The 19,115-nt window shown below is 61.1% G+C and carries 22 protein-coding genes; 8 read left to right on the forward strand and 14 right to left on the reverse strand.

Features of this window, described 5'->3' with window-relative positions; translation table 11 throughout:
• Positions 1-61 precede the first annotated feature (61 nt).
• Positions 62-1,387 (reverse strand): exodeoxyribonuclease VII large subunit, encoded by a 1,326-nt coding sequence (gene xseA, locus ACH2CW_RS01935; RefSeq protein ID WP_395055163.1) that lies wholly within the window; start codon positions 1,385-1,387, stop codon positions 62-64.
• Between the two features lie 321 nt (positions 1,388-1,708).
• Here xseA and ACH2CW_RS01940 point away from each other — a divergent pair, with 321 nt between their 5' ends.
• The 6 genes from ACH2CW_RS01940 to adk all read left to right on the forward strand — a co-directional run bounded on the left by ACH2CW_RS01940 (position 1,709) and on the right by adk (position 5,491).
• Positions 1,709-2,350 carry a MotA/TolQ/ExbB proton channel family protein gene (locus ACH2CW_RS01940; RefSeq protein WP_395055164.1) on the forward strand — a complete coding sequence of 214 codons (642 nt, stop codon included), beginning with the start codon at positions 1,709-1,711 and terminating at the stop codon, positions 2,348-2,350.
• Complete coding sequence (locus ACH2CW_RS01945; protein WP_395055165.1) at positions 2,347-2,775, forward strand: ExbD/TolR family protein; 429 nt, start codon at positions 2,347-2,349, stop codon at positions 2,773-2,775. Before ACH2CW_RS01940 ends, ACH2CW_RS01945 begins: the two co-directional genes overlap by 4 nt.
• A gap of 2 nt (positions 2,776-2,777) precedes the next feature.
• On the forward strand, positions 2,778-3,794 hold the full coding sequence (gene lpxK, locus ACH2CW_RS01950; RefSeq protein WP_395055166.1) for a tetraacyldisaccharide 4'-kinase: 1,017 nt from the start codon (positions 2,778-2,780) through the stop codon (positions 3,792-3,794).
• Positions 3,775-3,957 (forward strand): Trm112 family protein, encoded by a 183-nt coding sequence (locus ACH2CW_RS01955; RefSeq protein ID WP_395055167.1) that lies wholly within the window; start codon positions 3,775-3,777, stop codon positions 3,955-3,957. The genes lpxK and ACH2CW_RS01955 overlap by 20 nt, the downstream gene beginning before the upstream one ends.
• Positions 3,958-3,967: 10 nt before the next feature.
• A complete protein-coding gene (kdsB, locus tag ACH2CW_RS01960; RefSeq protein WP_395055168.1) occupies positions 3,968-4,726 on the forward strand; it encodes a 3-deoxy-manno-octulosonate cytidylyltransferase in 759 nt (252 codons plus the stop codon).
• Positions 4,727-4,834: 108 nt separating this feature from the next.
• Positions 4,835-5,491, forward strand: a complete 657-nt coding sequence (adk, locus tag ACH2CW_RS01965; protein ID WP_395055169.1) for an adenylate kinase — start codon at positions 4,835-4,837, stop codon at positions 5,489-5,491.
• A gap of 66 nt (positions 5,492-5,557) precedes the next feature.
• Here the strand turns inward: adk and ACH2CW_RS01970 are convergent, their stop codons facing one another.
• From ACH2CW_RS01970 to ACH2CW_RS01980, 3 genes are read right to left on the reverse strand one after another with little or no spacing between them, the layout of a single operon-like run.
• On the reverse strand, positions 5,558-6,037 hold the full coding sequence (locus ACH2CW_RS01970) for a DUF6152 family protein (RefSeq protein ID WP_395055170.1): 480 nt from the start codon (positions 6,035-6,037) through the stop codon (positions 5,558-5,560).
• A 24-nt stretch (positions 6,038-6,061) separates the two neighbouring features.
• Positions 6,062-6,481: a hypothetical protein gene (locus ACH2CW_RS01975; protein ID WP_395055171.1), complete on the reverse strand. Its 420-nt coding sequence runs from the start codon at positions 6,479-6,481 to the stop codon at positions 6,062-6,064.
• Positions 6,482-6,489: 8 nt separating this feature from the next.
• On the reverse strand, positions 6,490-7,452 hold the full coding sequence (locus ACH2CW_RS01980; RefSeq protein WP_395055172.1) for an asparaginase: 963 nt from the start codon (positions 7,450-7,452) through the stop codon (positions 6,490-6,492).
• A gap of 111 nt (positions 7,453-7,563) precedes the next feature.
• Between ACH2CW_RS01980 and lexA the strand changes: the two genes are divergently transcribed.
• Positions 7,564-8,253, forward strand: coding sequence for a transcriptional repressor LexA (gene lexA, locus ACH2CW_RS01985; RefSeq protein WP_395055173.1), 690 nt, complete (start codon positions 7,564-7,566; stop codon positions 8,251-8,253).
• Between the two features lie 157 nt (positions 8,254-8,410).
• Entirely contained in the window at positions 8,411-8,803 is a 393-nt protein-coding gene (locus ACH2CW_RS01990) for a hypothetical protein (RefSeq protein WP_395055174.1), read from the forward strand.
• A 441-nt stretch (positions 8,804-9,244) separates the two neighbouring features.
• On the opposite strand, the gene ACH2CW_RS01995 is transcribed toward ACH2CW_RS01990, so the two are convergent.
• The 10 genes from ACH2CW_RS01995 to ACH2CW_RS02040 form a co-directional block, all read right to left on the reverse strand.
• Positions 9,245-9,739: a hypothetical protein gene (locus tag ACH2CW_RS01995; RefSeq protein ID WP_395055175.1), complete on the reverse strand. Its 495-nt coding sequence runs from the start codon at positions 9,737-9,739 to the stop codon at positions 9,245-9,247.
• Position 9,740: 1 nt separating this feature from the next.
• Entirely contained in the window at positions 9,741-10,100 is a 360-nt protein-coding gene (locus ACH2CW_RS02000) for a hypothetical protein (RefSeq protein WP_395055176.1), read from the reverse strand.
• Positions 10,097-10,540, reverse strand: a complete 444-nt coding sequence (locus tag ACH2CW_RS02005) for a DUF5675 family protein (protein ID WP_395055177.1) — start codon at positions 10,538-10,540, stop codon at positions 10,097-10,099. The genes ACH2CW_RS02000 and ACH2CW_RS02005 overlap by 4 nt, the downstream gene beginning before the upstream one ends.
• The gene (locus ACH2CW_RS02010) at positions 10,537-10,956 is read right to left on the reverse strand and encodes a hypothetical protein (RefSeq protein WP_395055178.1); all 420 of its coding nucleotides are present in this window, start codon (positions 10,954-10,956) and stop codon (positions 10,537-10,539) included. The genes ACH2CW_RS02005 and ACH2CW_RS02010 overlap by 4 nt, the downstream gene beginning before the upstream one ends.
• Entirely contained in the window at positions 10,953-11,378 is a 426-nt protein-coding gene (locus ACH2CW_RS02015; protein WP_395055179.1) for a hypothetical protein, read from the reverse strand. The genes ACH2CW_RS02010 and ACH2CW_RS02015 overlap by 4 nt, the downstream gene beginning before the upstream one ends.
• Positions 11,371-11,868: a hypothetical protein gene (locus ACH2CW_RS02020; RefSeq protein WP_395055180.1), complete on the reverse strand. Its 498-nt coding sequence runs from the start codon at positions 11,866-11,868 to the stop codon at positions 11,371-11,373. The genes ACH2CW_RS02015 and ACH2CW_RS02020 overlap by 8 nt, the downstream gene beginning before the upstream one ends.
• A gap of 2 nt (positions 11,869-11,870) precedes the next feature.
• A complete protein-coding gene (locus tag ACH2CW_RS02025; RefSeq protein ID WP_395055181.1) occupies positions 11,871-12,251 on the reverse strand; it encodes a hypothetical protein in 381 nt (126 codons plus the stop codon).
• On the reverse strand, positions 12,248-13,681 hold the full coding sequence (locus ACH2CW_RS02030) for a hypothetical protein (RefSeq protein ID WP_395055182.1): 1,434 nt from the start codon (positions 13,679-13,681) through the stop codon (positions 12,248-12,250). Before ACH2CW_RS02030 ends, ACH2CW_RS02025 begins: the two co-directional genes overlap by 4 nt.
• 76 nt (positions 13,682-13,757) lie before the next feature.
• The gene (locus ACH2CW_RS02035; protein ID WP_395055183.1) at positions 13,758-14,675 is read right to left on the reverse strand and encodes a hypothetical protein; all 918 of its coding nucleotides are present in this window, start codon (positions 14,673-14,675) and stop codon (positions 13,758-13,760) included.
• A complete protein-coding gene (locus ACH2CW_RS02040; RefSeq protein ID WP_395055184.1) occupies positions 14,672-19,087 on the reverse strand; it encodes a tape measure protein in 4,416 nt (1,471 codons plus the stop codon). Before ACH2CW_RS02040 ends, ACH2CW_RS02035 begins: the two co-directional genes overlap by 4 nt.
• Between the last annotated feature and the right edge of the window lie 28 nt (positions 19,088-19,115).

A 19,115-nucleotide genomic window follows, 5' to 3' on the forward strand; every position in this document is an offset into this window, starting at 1 on the left:
GATGTGGTGATGTGGGGATGTTGCGATGATAAGGGCGGCTTGTCCCGACCATTGTAAAAAACTAAATCAGCCGCGGTGCTGAAACGGTCAAATCGACCTCGCCGTCGGCAAGGGTAGCGCGCAGGGCCTGGCCGGGCGCGGTATCCGACGCATGGGTCACGGCCTGCCCCTGCATGTCGGCGAGCCAGGCATAACCGCGCTGCAGCACCAGCCGGGGGTCCAGCGGTGCCAGCCTCAGTTGCGCGCGTTCCAGCCTGCGTTGCTGATGCTGCAATGCCTGCCCCAGTGCCTGAGGAAAAGCCAGGCTCAAGGCCTGCAAGGCGTTTTTTTCACGCCGGATGCCGGTCTGCAGCGCATGGCGCAGGCCCTGCGCGTGTGCGGCCAGGCGCGCATGCTGGCGCGTGACCAGGTGTGAGGGCCGGCTGACACGTGCCGCAGCCCAGTCCAGCCGCTGGTTGCTGGCCTGCAACCGCCGCTCCACGCCGTAACGCAACCGGTCTTGCAGGTCGTCCAGTTCTCCCTGCCAGACCTTTTGCGGCTGGGCGCACATCTCGGCGGCGGCGGTCGGCGTGGGCGCTCGCAAATCGGCGCAAAAATCGGCAATCGTGAAGTCGGTTTCATGACCGACGCCGCAAACCAGCGGCATGGGCGCGGCCACGATCAGGCGTGCCAGTTGCTCGTCGTTGAAAGCCCAGAGGTCTTCCATGGCGCCGCCGCCGCGCACCAGCAGCAGGACATCGACCTCGGCGCGTGCATAGGCCTTGCGCAAGGCCTGGCGCAACTCTTCGGGCGCCTGCACACCCTGCACACTGGCCGGGTAGATCACGACGGGAATGTGTGGCGCGCGACGCTGCAGCGCTGTCACCACATCGTGCAGGGCCGCCGCGCCCAGCGACGTCACCACCCCAATCGCTTTGGGTAGCAGCGGCAGCGCCCGCTTGCGGCCGGCTTCGAACAGGCCCTCGGCGTCAAGCTTGTTCTTGAGCTGGACAAAACGCTCGAACAGATTGCCTTCCCCGGCCTGCTGCATGGACTCGACCACCAGTTGCAACTCGCCGCGCGGCTCATAAACACCGAGGCGCCCGCGCAACTCGACCAACTGGCCGTCGCGCGGCGAGAAGTCCAACAGCCCAGCAGCGCGGCGAAACATGGCGCAACGGATCTGACCTTGCGCGTCTTTCAGTGAAAAATAGCAGTGGCCACTGGCCGCACGCGAAAACCCGCTGAGTTCGCCCTGCACCGCGACCGGGTTGAAGCGCGCTTCGAGACTGTCAGCGATGGCGCGCAGCAGTGAACCCACCGGCCAGACACGCACGCCCCCACGTCCGCCAACAGGTCTTTGTTCATCGGAGAAAAACTCAGACACCGGCAAACCCCCTGATTTCATGCGGGTAATACTCCACAGAGGCCCACCGCTTGCAGGCAAAACCCGTGATTTGCTGGGGAAATTCAGACGAGTTGGTGCAAGTCATTGATTTTGAATAACTTTATTCTGCTTATTTTTTCATCGTTCTGTCACATGCCCCATTTGGCGCGGCCTTGCGGCACATCGCCGACCACTTGCTCACAAAGTTATCCACAAGTTCTGTGAGTTAAGTCCTACAGGTGGGTTACCGCGCGTTATCGAGCAGAAGCACATCACAGGGCGATGTTGAGCCTATCGGGGTGGGCCATAATCCACAACAATTATCAGCTTGGAGATTTGCCCTTGTTTTCGATCATACAAGCCGCGGGCTGGCCAATTTGGCCCCTGATCGCGTGTTCGATTTTGGCCCTGGCCCTGGTTATCGAGCGGTTCGCCAGCCTGAAAACCGCGCGAATCGCTCCGCCCAGATTGCTCGATGAAGCGATCACCGTGTCCCGCAGCGGCGTGCCCGCCACCGACGTGGTGGCGCACCTGGAACAAAACTCCCTGCTTGGCGAGGTACTCGCGAGCGGATTTCGGGCGCTGAACATCAATCCGCGTATCAGCGAGGACGACTTGCGCTCGACACTCGAAGGTGCGGGACGGCGCGCCGCCCACACGCTGGAGCGTTATCTGGCGGCGCTGGCCACCATTGCCTCGGCGGCGCCGCTGCTGGGCCTGTTGGGCACGGTGATCGGCATGATCGAAATTTTCGGCTCGCAGGCTGGCAGCGGTGGCGTGGCCAGCGCCAGCGGCGGCAACCCGGCGCAACTCGCGCAGGGCATCTCCATCGCGCTGTACAACACCGCCTTTGGACTGATCGTGGCGATTCCGGCACTGATCTTCTGGCGCTATTTCCGGGCCAGGGTTGATGGCTACCTGCTGACCATGGAAATTGCCTCCGAGCGTTTTGTGCGGCACCTGAACACTCTCCGCAAATCATGAACTTCCGCACAAGCTCCCGCGATGAGCCTGAGATCAACCTGATCCCTTTCATCGACGTGCTGCTGGTGGTGCTGATCTTCCTGATGCTGTCGACCACCTACAGCAAGTTCACCGAACTGCAGATCAAGCTGCCGGTGGCCGACGCCGATCAGCAACGCGACTACCCCAAGGAAGTGATCGTCGCCGTCAGCAGCGACGGCCGCTACATGGTCAGCAAGCAGCCAGTGGACGGCCGCAGCATCGAGGCGCTTAGCGCCGCCCTGACAGCGGCGGCCACGGCCGGCAAGGACAGCGTGATCATCATCAGCGCCGATGCCAGTGCCAGCCACCAGTCGGTGATCACGGTGATGGAAGCGGCCCGGCGCAGTGGCCTGACCCAAATCACCTTTGCCACCCAGAGCGCGGCCCAGGCCGGCGCCAAATAAGCGTGAAAAAGCGGCTGCAGCGGGCCTGGCTGCGGCGCGGCCCGCTGGCGTGCCTGCTTTGGCCTGTGGCGCTGTTGTTCGGCGTGCTGGTGCGGCTGCGCCGAGCCCTGTACCGGGCAAACCTTCTTCGATCCGAAAAAATGCGAGTGCCGGTGGTGGTGGTCGGCAATGTGGTGGCCGGCGGCGCCGGCAAGACGCCCACGGTGATTGCGCTGGTGCGGCATTTGCAGGCCGTCGGCATCCAGGCCGGCGTGGTTTCGCGCGGCTACGGGCGCAGCGGCGAAGGCTGCGTTGAGGTGTTACCCAGCACCCCGCCCGAACAATCAGGCGATGAACCGGCGCTGATTCAACGCGCGACGCAGGCCCCGGTGTTTGTGGCGGCACGGCGTGTCGATGCCGCGCGGGCCTTGCTGGCCGCGCATCCGTCCACGCAGCTCATCATTTGCGATGACGGGCTGCAGCACTACGCCCTGCAGCGCGACATCGAGATTGCTGTCTTCGACGAACGCGGTGCTTGCAACGGCTGGCTGCTGCCGGCCGGACCGCTGCGCGAGCCCTGGCCGCAGCGCGGCGCGAGTATTGACCTGGTGCTGCACACCGGCGCCGTGCCCGCGTTCGGCGGCTTCAGCTCCACTCGCCGGCTGGCCGACCACGCCTTGCGCGCTGACGGCAGCCGCGTGGACTTGAGCAGCCTGGCCGGCACGGCATTGATCGCGCTGGCCGGTATTGCCAAACCGCAGGCCTTCTTCGACATGCTCAAAGCCAGCGGCCTGCCACTGGCAGAGTCACGGGCACTCCCCGATCACTATGATTTTGATAGCTATCCACGCCCATCCGACATGGGCTACACCCTGATTTGCACCGAAAAAGACGCCGTCAAGCTGTTTCCCAGGCAAAAGCACGCCCTCGCCGTGCCGCTGCTGTTTGAACCCGAGCCGGCGTTTTTTGCAGCCTTCGACGCCTTGCTGGCGCGCCGGCTTTCTCCATTACCATCGCCCCATGGACACCAAACTGCTTGAACTGCTGGTCTGCCCCGTGACCAAAGGCCCGCTCGATTACGACCGTGAAAAACAGGAGCTGGTGTCGCGCAGTGCGCGGCTGGCCTACCCGATACGCGACGGCCTGCCGGTGATGCTGGAGAACGAGGCGCGCGTTCTGACTGACGAAGAACTCGGCCTCTGATTTCTGCGGCATGCGTTTCACCGTCCTCATCCCTGCCCGCCTCGCGTCCACCCGACTGCCCGACAAGCCGCTGGCCGACATTGCCGGCATCCCGATGATTGTGCGTGTGGCGCAACGCGCCTTGCTCAGCGGTGCCGGGCGTGTCGTGGTGGCCACCGACAGCCCTCGTATTGCCGAAACCTGCGCGGCCTTCCAGATCGCCTCGGTCATGACCCACGCCGATCATCCCAGCGGCAGCGACAGACTCGCCGAAGCCTGCAATCTGCTGCAGCTTGGTGATGACGAGGTGGTGGTCAATGTGCAGGGTGACGAGCCGCTGATTGATCCCGGACTGATTGACGCGGTGGCGGGCTTGCTCGACGACAGGCCCGACTGTGTGATGAGTACCGCCGCACACGCGATCCACACGCTGGCGGACCTGCACAACCCCAACCTGGTCAAGGTGGTGCTCGACGCACGCAATACCGCGCTCTACTTCAGCCGTGCGCCCATACCTGCCGCGCGCGATGCTGGCGGCCAAGCCTGGTGGGGCGCCGGCAGCACGCAGCCGCCACCGCTGCGCCATGTCGGCATTTACGGCTACCGCGTGGGTTTTTTGCGTGAGTTCCCCAGGATGCCACAGGCGCCACTGGAGCAACTGGAAGCCCTGGAACAGTTGCGCGCCCTTTGGCATGGCCACCGTATTGCCGTGCACATCAGCGCCGAAGCGCCGGGACCGGGCGTGGACACGCCCGAGGACCTGGAGCGGGTACGCCGGCTGTTTGTGTAAGGCTGCGGCAGGGTACGCATGCTATCCTTGAGATCAAGAAAAAAGTGACACCGGCGCTCGCACAAGGCCCGCGTTCACCCGCAGATTCATAAAAATCCGAGGACATCCATGAGACTGATTTTGTTGGGCGCGCCGGGCGCAGGCAAAGGGACGCAAGCGACCTTCATCTGCCAGAAATACGGCATTCCCCAGATTTCCACCGGCGACATGTTGCGTGCTGCCGTCAAGGCCGGTAGCCCCCTGGGCATCGAAGCCAAAAAAGTGATGGACGCTGGCGGCCTGGTCAGCGACGACCTGATCATCAACCTGGTCAAAGACCGCATCGCCCAGCCCGATTGTGCCAAGGGGTTTTTATTCGACGGGTTTCCGCGCACGCTGCCGCAGGCCGATGCGATGAAAGCCGCCGGCGTCAAGCTCGATTACGTGCTCGAAATTGATGTGCCTTTCGAGGCCATCATCGAGCGCATGAGCGGACGCCGTTCGCACCCGGCATCCGGCCGTACCTACCATGTCAAGTTCAATCCGCCCAAGGTCGAAGGCAAGGACGACGTGACCGGCGAAGCGCTGATCCAGCGCGAGGACGACAAGGAAGACACCGTGCGCAAGCGCCTGGAGGTCTACAGCGCGCAAACGCGACCACTGGTCGACTATTACTCGAACTGGGCCAGGACCGAGCCCGCGGCGGCGCCGCAGTACCGGGCCATCAGCGGCATGGGCGGCGTGGACGAAATCACCGCCCGCGCCTTCAAGGCGCTGGCCGACTGAGTTGTCACTGATACAGAAAAATGCCGTCAGCTGACGGCATTTTTTATGCGTGTTGCTGCCGCGCCTTCAGGCCGGGCTGGAGCGCAGGCCGTAGACCTTGCCGTCGGCAAACAGGTACTCGACACGCAAAATCGCCTCACCCTTCTCGCCGGTGAAGGTAAAACCGAGCAGCGCGACTTGCGCGCCGGCCTTGATCTCGGCCACGTTCCAGGCCTGCATGCGGGTCAGAGGCGCCAGTTCGATCTCCCAGCGTTTGTCCTTGCGTGTGGGCACCACAGCCTTGGCCAGCAGCGCCTTGCCATCGACTGGCGCGCTCTGCGCGGGCAGGGCCCGCTGCGCCAGATCGGCAGGCAACTTCAGGGTGGGAGAAACTTCGAGTTCAAGCTCGGCATGCGGGTTGCGCCACATCGACTTGACCACCCTGCCCTCCAGATAAATCGGCCGGTCCTGGTCAAAACTGCTCCAGCCATGGTGGGCCTGGGCCCAGGAGGCAGCACCTGCCGCGGGAAGGGCCAGCGAGACTTTCAGCAGATCACGTCGCTTCATCTTTATCTCCTTTGTCGCTTCAATTTACACATAGGCAATCCATCGGCCACAAGCCACGACGGCCAGCCAGATCAGCGTGGACACCGCCATCTGAGACTTGGCCAGGCGGTCGAGTTTGTCCAGCGAACCACGACCATGAAACCAGGCTGCATTACAACCTGCGGCCAATAACAGCAGCATCTTCAGGGTGAAAGCCCGATTGGCCAGCAGCTCGGCCGGCTGCGAGGCAAACATCAGCAGTCCGGAGGCGGCCACCACCGAGAAGCCGGCCAGCGCGATGCCCAGGCTCAGCCGCGACAAGGCTTTGACCGGCAGTGTCGCGCCCAGGCCAAAGACGCGCACCTCCAGCAGCACCAGGTTGCCCAGCAGCAAGGCGATGCCGAAGATGTGCACCACCTCCAGCGCCGGGTAGGCCCAGACATGGGATCGCAGCGACTCGAACATCTCAGGCCTTAATCATCATTGGCCATCAGCGCCAGCATCAAGGCCACCCGCGCCTTGACCGGGCTCAGGCCCTGCGAATCGGCCAGCACATCCCCCGGTTTTGGCAACACGCGGCCATTCAGGCAGCGCGTGGCCCGGACCACCCGCACCCCAGCGGCCTGCGCCTCCAGCAAGGCCGCCTCCAGCGCATGGTGCAAAGAGCCGTTGCCGGTGCCTGCCACCACCAGGCCCTGCACACCGTCGGCCACCAGCGCGCGGACGGCGCGGCCGTCGGCGCCGACATAATTCATGACGATGTCCACCCGCGGCCAGGGCCGCGCGTCCGCGCCAAACGCTATCTTTTTAATAGCTTCTTGCGCTTGTCCGACAGGGGCTGAGGGCCAATTTCTCAACAGACGCAAGCGCCCCTCCTCGACGTGACCCAGCGGGCCGGCATCACCGGAGCTGAAGGCGTCGAGGCGGTAGGTATGGACTTTCTGAACGTCAAAAGCAGAGTGCACCACACCGGCGCAGACCGCCACCACACCGCGCGCGCCGGTATGCGACGCGACCGCCACCGCATCCAGCATGTTCTGCGGCCCGTCGGGCGCCAGGGCTGTCGCCGGCCGCATCGCACAGGTCAGCACCACCGGTTTGGCGGGGTCCAGCACCGCTTGCAGGAAAAACGCGCTTTCTTCCAGCGTGTCGGTGCCATGCGTGATGACCATGCCCTGCACGTCGGGCTGCGCCACCCAGTGCGCCACCCGCTGCGCCAGCGCGCGCCAGATGCCAAAGTCCATGTCCTTGCTGTCGACCTGGGCCACCTGCTCGCTGAACAGTTCAAAACGGCTGTTCGCCAGCGCAGGCAAGGCGCTCACCAACTCGCAGATACGGATCTGCGCTGCGGTGTAGCCGAGGTTGTCGCCGACCTGGGCGGATGTTCCGGCAATCGTGCCGCCGGTGCCCAGAATCACAATTTTTTTGTTTTTCATCTCGCCAGACACTTGCATTCCTTAAAAAACTGGATGAAAATACAGCTACTGGATATTAAAACAGCTTTAGCCGACTTCAATGTCGGTCGCTGTTCCCAAGGAGCCTACGTCATGAGCCTCACTGACTTTTCGGAAATGCCCAAACTCACTGCGCGGCAGCAACAGATTCTGGAGTTGATCCAGAGCGCCATTGCGCGCACCGGCGCGCCGCCGACACGCGCCGAGATCGCCAATGAACTCGGTTTCAAGTCCGCCAATGCCGCCGAGGAACATCTGCAGGCACTGGCCCGCAAAGGCGTGATTGAACTGGTCAGCGGCACCTCACGTGGTATCCGCCTGCGCAGCGACGCCTTGCGTTCCATCAACGAATCCCGCATCAAACAGTTTTCCCTGCCCTTGCAAAGCCTGGCCCAACTCGCCCTGCCTCTGGTGGGGCGGGTTGCTGCTGGCAGCCCCATTCTCGCGCAGGAGCATGTGGACCACACCTACTATTTCGAAAGCAGTCTGTTCCAGCGCAAGCCCGATTACCTGCTCAAGGTGCGCGGCATGAGCATGCGTGATGCCGGCATCATGGACGGCGACCTGCTGGCCGTGCAGCAAACCAAAGAAGCCAAAAATGGCCAGATCATCGTGGCCCGGCTGGGCGACGAAGTCACGGTCAAACGCTTTCGCCGCAACAAACACCTGATCGAGCTGCTGCCCGAGAACCCCGACTTCAAGACCATTGTGGTCGAGCCCGGCGAACCTTTCGAGCTGGAGGGCCTGGCGGTCGGCCTGATTCGCAACACCATGCTGATGTAGAAGCATCCGCATGCGGCGGACCGGCCCTCGCGGTCGTCCGCAGTTTCTTTCCGCGCAGCAGGTGGCGGGCGTTTGGCCAGGGGTTTGGCCAACACCCTGGTGCAACGGATATGTTTTTTGAATCCTGCCTGTGTTTACCTCTACCTCAGGAGTTTTCATGGGAATCGCCAGTTTTTCACGTTCACCACTGTTGTCTGTGCTGCTCGCTCCACTGCAGGCGCTGGCCACCTTGTGGGTTCCGGCGCAGCCCGCGGCTGCCGAACCGTCCCGCAGCCCGGCCCCGGTCTTCAAGCGTTGTGCTGCCAATGACTCATCTGCTACCAAAAGCATAGCTGGTGGCGCCCGCCATTCATGGGCTTCAGGCTCAAAACCTTGCCAAACTGCGGCCAGATCAACCGCCCCGCGACGCCTGAAGGTGGTGCGCGAGTTTGAAGCCGGTATCAGCCCCTCGTGCGCCGGCCGCATGGTGATTTCAGGCCGCATGGCCGATGTGTGCGCCGAACTCGACCGTATGGCCCAACGGGAAGCCGCCCTGGCACAGGCTGCCTGAGCGCACAGCGTGTCCCTGACAGCGTGTCCTTGACGCCGGGTTTGGCGTTGAAGATGCGTCTCGCATGTTCACGGCGAAGCGCGCTTGAAAGGCACATGAGGCGATGCAGACGCCAGCGCGGCCGCGTCCCATCAATCGATTGCGTTCTGCTACATCTTGCCCCGCCGCCGCCTTGAGGTGGCAGAACTTGCAGGCACAATATCGGCATGAATATTGTGATCCTTGATGGCGGTCTTCTGCAGGGAGACTCGTCAGTTCCACGTGAAACTTACGCCAAAAACCACGCTTCGACCTTCCTCCGTGCTGTGGGCCGGCCAGCCATAGCCAACTTGCCAAATTGCACCAAATCGCAAATCCAATGAAAAAAACCCCGCCAGCGTGAGCCGACGGGGTGTGAACATCACGGCGCTCAAAGCCGGATGGGAGACAACTGCGATGTTCTTACGGCGGCGCCTTGAGCACCTGCTGCGCCCGCACCCACTCCTGCAAGCCCGTCAAACGGGCGGAATTCGTGTGGCAGGCTTGGTAGTTGGCTGCGACGGTGTTGGCAACGTCTGGAGCGGCGACGGCGGCTGCATCAGCGATGCGGGCGGCGTCGGGAACTTCGCCATTGGCAGCGGCGTCGTGGAACACCCTGAAGCCAGGAGACATAGCGCAATCATTGATCGAAACATAGGTGGGCACCTCTTTGATGATGGTCTTGAACACTGTGCGGATTTTTTCCTGCCTTGCCTCTTGCCGGGCTGCAATGGGCGGCGCGATGGCGGCGCGTGCGTCGTCAACAGCTTTGGCTTGTTTGGCGTACTGCGCGCGCACCTGACCCTCGCGCACGTCGCCAATGTGGTCGGCCCAGGCGAAGTAACCTAGCACCAGCGCCGCCAGCAGCGCGCCGATCAGCAGCCACCGGCCAGGGCTGAGCCATGCAAGGAAATTCATTTCAAATACCTCCTGTGATTTGGCCGTTTGTGATGTAGCCGTGCCAGTTGCCACTGGCGCTGCCATCAATCGAGGGTGAAGCGCTCAGGGTGTCAAAGGCCGCTGCATCAATCCCACCGGCGATGGTCCAGCCTTGAGTCTGATTGCAGGGCACCACGGTGAAGTCGTTGTCACCGAACATCCGCTCGGCCACCTCGCGCTGCAAGTTCATCGGTGTCGGCGAAACCATGGAAGTCAGACGATACGGTTGGGACCGTGGGCTGCCGTCGTGACGCTTTGGCTGCACGGGCGACAGGAAAACGAAGCCGATGCGCCGGCCGTCGTGCTCCATCCACTGCGGTTCGAGGTCGACCAGCCTCATGCCACCGCCGTCGGGTTGTTGATCTCGATGGTCACCAGCTCGCCACGGTCGATGGCAGCTTTGACTTGACCCTTGACCAACTTCACGGCTGGCTGTGATGTACCGCCGACCAGGCTGTGGCTGGTGGCAGCCATGCCCAGCAGCGGGCAGCCTTCGGTGTCGGCTGCTGTGTTGCCACCGTGCATGCGTATGGCCACAAAGCCAGGTACGTCGTGGATCGTCAGCGTGTCCACGCCGAACCTTGGGGAGTTTTCCAGCGTGACGCGGTATTCGCCGGCCGGGATGGCCGTGGCGCCCTTGATTTTCCATTCGCTGACTGGCTGGCCCTCGATCTCACGGATCTGGTCTTCCAGCGTGTAGCAGCAGAACTGGCCGTCGATGGCCAGCTTGCCGATGGTGGCGCCGCCCTCGCTGGGCTGGCGTTGAATGTTGAGTTTCATGAAGCATTCCTCGTTTTGATAAGGTACTTTTCAGCCAGAACTTCGATGAACCGGGCGCCTGAAAAGCTGGCCACCACGATCAGGCCCAGCTCGCTCCAGTCGTTCATGTCTTGCGCTTCGGCGGTGATGAAAGCCAGCGCACCGGCCAGCCAGGAGCCGAGCATGTGTGCGCTGGCAAAAAGGTAGGGCCGTGGCAACGCAGCGGCTGGCTGGTCGCGCAGCTCTTTGTCAATGCGCAGGATCAGCGCCGTGGCGCCGGCCAGGGTGGACAGCACACCCACCACGCCCACCACCAGAAAGGTGACCTCTCCCAGCGTCTGGTTAAGCGTGATAACGCTGGCAGCAATCGCCAGACTGGGTGCCCACAGAGCCAACAGCATGACGCGCAGAACGATTCGGAGGTAGAGCGGGTTCATTGTTTTCCGTGCCTTGCAAACAGGTCAAAGAACGCCACAAAGGTGGCAAAAGCGGCGTGCAGCATGTAAAACACATGCACGGTGCTGGGGCCGTAGTTTTTGGCGGTGATATAGCTGATGCTGACCAGACCGAGTGCCAGCGCCATGTACACCAGGTGCCGGTGCCTGAAAGACCAGCGCAAGATAAACCGGTCTGGCAGCAGGTCGTTGACCAGACAGTCAGCCAGGCCAACCACCGCCACCACTGCCAGCGCCTGCATAGCCCACATGCCGGCAGCGCCAGACTCGATTAACACCCGGTGGGCCAGCGTGCTGCTGTCAAAAACGGCCGCCAGGGCCAGGGCCAGTACGTTGGTGGCCAGATAGAGGCGCGTCATCCAGTAGCGCGCTGGCTGGCAGCGCGGCTGCATGGTGTCAACCATGTCGAGCTCCTTTTCGTTCTTTGAAAAAATCTTGTGTGATGTCGCGCCCGATGGACAGGCAGACGGCGGCAAACTGGTGCGGGCCAAACGTCCAGGCTTCGCGCAGAAAGGGGGAGCCCACCCACTCGTTGCAAAAAAACGCAGCGTCGTCGTGCCGGCCCGGCAACCGGGTGGCCAGCGCGCCGCGCCAGTCGTATGGGCGGCCTTTCGTCTTTGCCAGCAAGTCCACCGAGCGGGCCATGTCCCAGAAGCCCACGTTGACGATGCGCCAGTTGTCAGGCTGCAGCAGCACCACCTTGTCGCGCACGCCACCGTCACGCAGGCTGGCGCTGGCGATGGTCACACTGCCGTCGGTGTGCTCAGCATGGATGGCCTCAACGTGCGTGACGTTGCCGAACTCGCCCTTTTGCGTGTTGCGTGTCACCCACCACCCGGCACGCGCGGCCAGGCTGTCGCCCGCGTGGTCGCCGATGTAGAGGGCGACTTTCATGGTCAGAGCTGCGAGGCGTCCAGAAACAGCGCGTCAAGCTGCGCGTCGGTCAGCCCAAGTACGGGCACCAGCGCCTTGACCAGGGCTTTGTCTCGCTGCACCTCCTGGCTGTATTCCCACTCGATCCGGGCGGCAGCACCTTCGACGCCGGGCATCGCGGTAACAGCGTCGTTCACTTTGGTCAAGAGTCCAGCTCGAAGCAGAGCCAGCCGCGCCTGCCGCATGGTGACAGCCAACGGCTTCGGAGTCGCAACCGGGGTGGCAGGCGCTGGCGTATTACCAGCGGAGATCCATGCCGCCACCTCAGGAACAGTAACCAGACCGCTCCAGCCTTTGCCGTCAGTAACGACCAATTGCGATGCATCTGTGAATTTGTAAGTCATAGTTCACATCCCAATCCTTGAATTGTTGCGGCTCCGCCTGTGGCGTACAGCAAAGAGCCGTCACCGGCAGTCAAACCACTTGTACCGCCAAGAATCAAAGAAAGACCTTGCAGTGTTGAGGCGGAACCATTGAGCGTTACCGTCGAAGCTACCGACAAACCACCGATTCCGGTCAACGCTGCAAAGCGGTTAGGGGTAGCTTGAATGCTGGTTGGTATTACTCGCGGCTGGACTTGATATGGCAAAGTAAATTCGGCGGCAGTTGAGGCGTAGCTCAGGCCCGCACCGCCGAAGGATTGCCCGCCAAGAGCGGACCAAAATGGCAGATACCGCTGGCACAGCTCCATCTCATTGGGTCGCCACTCATGCGGTGTATGCACAACCCCCGGCTCAAACTGTGGCCGGTTTAGTTCAAGCGTAGCGTTTTGCGCCTGAGCGCTTTCAGTCCACACAACCAAAATCGCGTTGTTGAGAGCAGACCCCATCACACCGAAGTCGCTGAACTCGCCATACGTCGCGGCGCCAGGGGCGACCGTCCCGGTCTTAATGACGTTCACCGTGGCGATGAAAAAGCCGCCTGGAGTGAAGGATGCGGACGCCCAGTTCAACACAACGTCAGAGGTGACGGCATCTGCCGTGCCCGTCCACTCAAGAATCGCATAGCGCACATTTCCTGCAAACGACGGCTTGACCCGCATGAAGAAGTTCATCGCCACGCTGCGGTAGGCGCGGATATTCTTTGACTCAATGATTTGCGCGTAGCCGAAGGGCTTGGGCGCAGCGTCGGGTTGTGTCAGCCGACGTGCCCACGGCGCCCCTGACTCTGGATCGGTGATCTTGGCCGTCGTCACGCTTCCCGATTCCGTCAGCACGTACCAGCGGTCTGCGTCATAGACATCATCAGCAGCCGAGGTCGAACCGCGTTGGTTTTCGTCAAAGTGTCCGATGATTTTGTTTCGGCTACTGAGAGAGCCTCCGCCAACGCCGCCCGTAAGGGCGTCAAGCTGAACCACGTCAGCGTTCACACCAACAGCTGCGCCACCAGGAGCCGATTGGGAAAGCACCCATGCAGTTTTGGTTCCACTCCCGCGCACTGACACGATATTCATGACAAGCGCGCCAGTGGCCGTGTCGTAACTGGTCACAGTCCCGTACATCTGGTTCGTACTTGGCGCGGCAGTGTCAGCAATTACAAGCCACATGCCGGGCTGGTAGCTCTTACCAGTGGAAACCGTGAACGACTTGACCCCGGTGCCGATAGCAACGCTTGAAGCGCTGGTATCAGTTGTAGCGTTCAAGTTCATCGCTACAGCCGTGGCGTTTGTTTCATTCACAAAGGCAGGAAGCGCGGCGAGCAACGCGTCAGCTTTAACAGCGAAATTAGTTGGATCGCTTGTAGACGGAGCAGCTGGAAGTGCGGTGATGGACATTTTTTTCCTTTTCGGCAAAGAAAAAGCCGCCTTGATTTCTCATGGCGGCTTGGCGGATGGTGGTTTCGTACACGCTCTATATTTCTTCAAGTTCTAGAGAAATAGCGGCGTGATCGGGATGTCTTAGATTTATTGAAAAACGCTTGTAGAAACCGAGAATCAACATTGCTTCAAAGTAACCGTCAGAGCTATTGCTTAGACCCGCCCAGACGGCGGGGGTCGCGGCCAAGTCATCGCGCAAGGCTCTAACCCGGTTTACTCGCGCTTTTTCTACAATGATGCTTTGAATGGTTTTCGGTACGTTGCGGCGCTGAACTATGGAGCTGATGCCACCAAATGAGTCGCGATTTACGGTCGAGAAATTCAATACGTCAGATTCAGCCTCGTACTGCACATCACCAATAAAATCGACGGTCCCAATGACGCAAGCTCCGCACTCAACATCACGGCCATTCGCCGTCAAGGTAACCGTGATAACGATGTCTCCGTATGGCGGAAGATCAAACAGCGCGACACTTTTCTTGGTGAGAAATGGACGAAAGAAATACTCGTACCAATCGTTAATATCGCGATAGGTAAGAGTTTCTGAGCGCGAATACACTTCAACGGCATTGGTGGTGGCCGAGACGGTAACGCTGTCCGCAGAGAGTGCAAGAAGCGCAATCGAATCAACGCGCACACTCGGAGTCAAAACGACGGTGATCGTATTGGCCTTGATCGTCGCCGTGTTACGCAGGGTGTCGAACATCGCCCACTTGTTGGTCGGGCCGATTTCCAGCCAGCGGGCTGGGTCATTTTCGGGCAATGGGGAAGCTGCACTGGTGTGCGCCACAACACACTCATAAATCCGATGAGTGGTTGCACGGATGCGCCGGTCGCCGACGACATATGCAACAGTCGCCCCGCTCCATGCGGTTTCTCCGGTGTCAGGCTCTGCGATGGTGCTACTGGTCAACCTGCCAGCGGTTATCTCAAGCGGTGGGATGACGTTCATGCGGGCTCCGTGACCATTGCGCTGCCGCCGCGCGTTACGTTTTGCAGGGTGTCGGCGGTTGTTCGGGTTGACCTGGCGGTCGCTTCGCTAGAAGATCGCAGGGCGGCGACTTCTGAATGCAGGGCGCGAATTTCTGCGACAAGCTCCGCGTTTCCAGCCGCTGGCGTGTTCAACCTGGCAATCAGTTCGCGGTTGTCGGCTGCTGGGATAATGCGCTCGCCCTGGTGAATGTTGGCAGCCATATCACGCGGCACGTAATTTGTGCCGACAGCGAAAGACGTATCGGGTAAAAAGTAATATCGCTGACCGTCGCTACGTGTTTCGTACAACGGCGATGTTGTCGGCACCGCCCTGGCAGCAGCCTCCGCAGCAGCTCGGGCCGCAGCCTCTGCCGCAGCAGATGCTTGTGCGGCGGCGATAGCAGCCTTCGCCTGCTTATCAGCAAGCCCCGCTGCGGCAGCCTGAGCGGCCTGGGCGGCGGTCGTCGATTTTTCGGCATTCACAGCACCCAGCGCTTCGGCAACAGACAGGATATTTCTATCGATGCCCAAAAGCGCATTAAGCATTTTTTGCTCGATGCTGATTTGTGTATCAGCCAGACCGGCAAGAGTTTCAAGATCAAAGGAGGTCCGCAATTGGTCGCGCTGAAAGTCAACGAACGTGCCAAAAAGGGCCTCGCTCGGCTGCGACAGCACTTTTAGCGCCGACGCCAAATCGGCAGCTTTCGGCAGTCCTCCACCGGCCTGAGCGGCTTCCACGGCCCCTCGAATTTGCTGCTGTGCAGTCGCGCGCGATGGGCCAAAGCCAATACTGCCGAGCGTTGACTTGACGGCATTCGACAACTCAGTCAAACCACTGATAGATGCACCTAGCGCCGTCTTCAGGCCCTCTTTCGCTGCCGTGCTGGACGTAGCTAGCTGTGCGAACGCGCCGGACACGCCGAGAAGCGCCAGATAGGCCTTTTGCCCTGACTCAGTGCTCACATCTTGAGCATCAACCAAGGCGCGGAACCCGGCAATTGTCGGGTCATATAAGCTGCTCGCATCAAGCCCAGAAGCGCCCAATGTCGAGAACAGATTTTTAATGACTTGTGCGCGCTGCTCTTCGGCTGTGTAGAAGTTCTGATAGTAGGTGGCGAGGTTATTTGTCAGAGACTCCAGTCCACCAGCGGCAGCCAGCAGGCCCTCTGCCGCCTCAAAGCTCAAGCTCTTTAGATTTTCAAACGGCAAGGCTTTGATTGCGTCGTCAAACTGCTTTACAGCCACCGTGCGACTGATCGCGCTCTCTAAAAACGACGCATCACCACCCTCAAAAATACTGTTTAGGAAGTTCTTGTACCTTGACTCCAAGTCGGAGCCGCGCAGGGCGGAAAAAGTGACGCGGATCGCCTCTTCTGCCAAAGCCGCCTGCAGCTCCGCATCACTGCGGCCAACATTTTCAACTTGCTCATTGAAGCGCGCGCCACGGTCATAGACAGATTGCCCATTGATGCCTGCCAGAACTTGTAGCTGTGTCAAACTATCACCGGCTGGGTCTGTGGATAAAAACGCGCCGACGTTCAACCTGCTGCTTAATCCTAGCTGCTTGGCAAGTCCTTCAAAGCTCTTTTCAAGGCTTTGAGCAAAACCTAGAGCGGGTCCACCGCCTCTGTTTCCAATACCAAAGCCGCCGCCGCTTTCAGATTTTGGGCCACCTCCGTCTTTGCTCAATAGCGAGTAAACTGCGATAGCTGCGGCCACATAGGGGACTGCCGATGCGAAGCCTGCGGCGGCACCCGCAGCACCAGACCCAACCGCGCCGCCCGCCACACCAGCAGCGCCAGCCGCCGTGGCCCCGCTGGCCGCAAATGTCCCTTGAGCGGCCAAATAGCCCTCAAGCCCAGCGCCTAGTTGCGCAGCGCTGGCGCCAGTGCCGACGGCACCGCCAAGGACTCCCGCGCCACCAGCAAAACCCGCCGAGATGTTGCCAGTGAGGCCGCTCAAGCTGTTTAAGCTGCTCGCATTGCTGAACAGGCCGCCGATGCCGCCACCCTGCCCTTGCCCGCCCAGACCGAGAGCACCCGAAACGGCCTGCGTACCGGTGTTGACCACCGCGCTGACAATCGGCCGCAACACCAGCGTCTTGAACATGTTGACAACGGTGTCGCGCAGGTTCGCGGCAAATCCTTTGCCAGACTCGAAGCCGCGCAGTAGGGCATCGGTGATGCTGCTCTCAATGGCTTCAGAGGTTTTTTTCCATTCCTCCAGATACACGCCGGATTCAGCACTTGCTGCGGCCTTGGCCGCGGCGGCGCGTGCGCGGATGCGCTCTTCCTCGCGCTGGCCTTCGTCAAAGCCGGGGTTCCGGTCAATCGCCTCGATCTGCTTTTTCAGGTCGAGCTCGATCCGGTACTGACGGATTGCGACTTCCCGCGCCGATGCGGTCTTACCGGACAGGCCGATTTCAAATTGGGTTTGAGCGTTCTGTTCTTCAATGGCCTGTACGTAGTCGCTGACGGACTGCCGGCCCTGCTCGCGGGCCTTGCTTTCCGTCACAAAGGCGGCGCTGATTTCCTCGGCGATCTTGGCCCGCTCGGCGTCATTAGCCTTGACGGCCTCGGCTACACGTTTCTGGCGCTCCAGTACAGCCAGTTCTTCCAGCGCAGCAGTTGCAACGGCTTTGTGTGCGGCTGACAACTTGAGTTTGCCGCTCGCCATTTCCTGATCCAGCTTGACGCGGATTTTCTGGCTTTCCGTCAGCGCATTGCCGCCTGCCAGCTCCAGGCTTTCAGACTCGATCTTCGTGCGGATCGAGGAAATAAGGGACTCGTAGGCGTTCTGTTCTGCTGTGAGCGCCGCAGCGGCAGACGAAGTGCCCTTTTTGTCCAGTGATTCTTGCTGTTTTTTCAGGGCGTCGGTGTATTCTTTGCCGACCAGCAGTCCGGCTTGGTTGAGCCGAATGATTTCCTGCATGTCCTTGACGTAGGACTCGGGCACGCCGGACAACTTCAGCCGGACGTTGTTCAGGTCGGTGGCGAGTTTGGACTGGCGTGCGGCCTCGGCATCGTAGGACTGGCTTCGCGAGGTAAATGCGGACTGATCGCGGCTACTCCCGCCGCCGTTGGTTTGTTCATCCAGTTCGCGGAATCGCTGCTTTGCGATGGCGAGCTGCTGGTTGACCCTGTCCAGGTCGGCGATGGTGTTTTTGCTGTAAAACCCGTTCGCCATGCCGTTGCGGAGCTGAGTCGCCTGCTGATCGAGCCGCCGCACCTGAGTGGCGGCCTCACGCAACGCCCCCTGCGAGTTGATTTTTTCCAGGTCGCCGCTGATGAAATCCAGAGCCTTGGAGACGGCCCCGAAAGCGCCAGAAACCGCAGCCGTGACCTTGAGCACGGAATCCATCGCACCAACCAGTTTGATCATGCTGTTGGTGATTTTGGTGATGGACTGCTCGACGGTCGGCGTCATGCGGGCAAACTCAGCCTCGATACCGGCGGCAGACTTTTGCAGCGCGCCAAGCACGGCATCGGCCGTCAACTCGCCGGCCTTACCCATTTCGCGCAGCTTGCCGATGCCGACACCCAACCCGTTTGCGATGGCCTGTGCCAGCCTTGGGGTCTGCTCCATGATCGAATTCAACTCCTCGCCACGGAGCGCACCAGCGGCGAAACCTTGAGAAAGCTGCACCAAGGCCGCTTGAGCCGACGCAGCAGACCCGCCGCTGATCGTCACGGCTTGGCTGATCGTCTTGATGACGCCAAGCAGATCGGTCTGGGAAACTCCGAGGTCTTTGGTCGAGCGTGCAACCTGTGAGTAGGTGCCCGCCAGGTCCACGAAACTGACGCGGGACGACTGCGCCGTGAGAAACAGTTGCCGCTGTACCGATGCAAGCTCTGCCGCCGACGATGTAACCAGGGATAGGCGCGAAGCCACGTTTGTGCTGGCATCTGCCAGCGAAACGAACTCACGGATGGAAACGCCTATGCCGATTGCGGCGACAGCCCTGGCAGCAACAGCGGCAGCCCCGCCCAAGCCGGAAAAGCTCGACGTGAGCTGCGCGTTGGCTTGAGTTGCGCCCTGTGCCTTGGCCTTGGCTTCGTCCAGCCGGTCCAGCAGCGGCTTGAGGACGTTCCCGTCAATGCCGCGCAGGCTGGCGAGCGATTCCTGATACTGGCGCGTACTCTTGCCGCCAGCCTCAAGAGCTGCGATCTGGCGCTGCAGACTGCTGACCATATTCCGGGTAGCGGCCTCGACCTTCTTGGCGGCCTTGTCGCTGCCGTCCCCAATGCTGCCGACGCCCGCACCAGCCTCAGTGCCAGCCTGCCGCGCGGCCGCGCCCAGGCTCGCCAGCGACTTTTTGGCCTTGTTGACGCCCGCCTCAACACCGGAGGCGTCGGCGCCGATCCTGATTTCTGTGTTGAGGTCGTTGGACATAGAGCCTTGAACAAAAAAAGGCCCGCCG

It is taken from the genome of Polaromonas sp. (assembly GCF_043778355.1).
Taxonomy (GTDB): Bacteria; Pseudomonadota; Gammaproteobacteria; order Burkholderiales; family Burkholderiaceae_C; genus Polaromonas.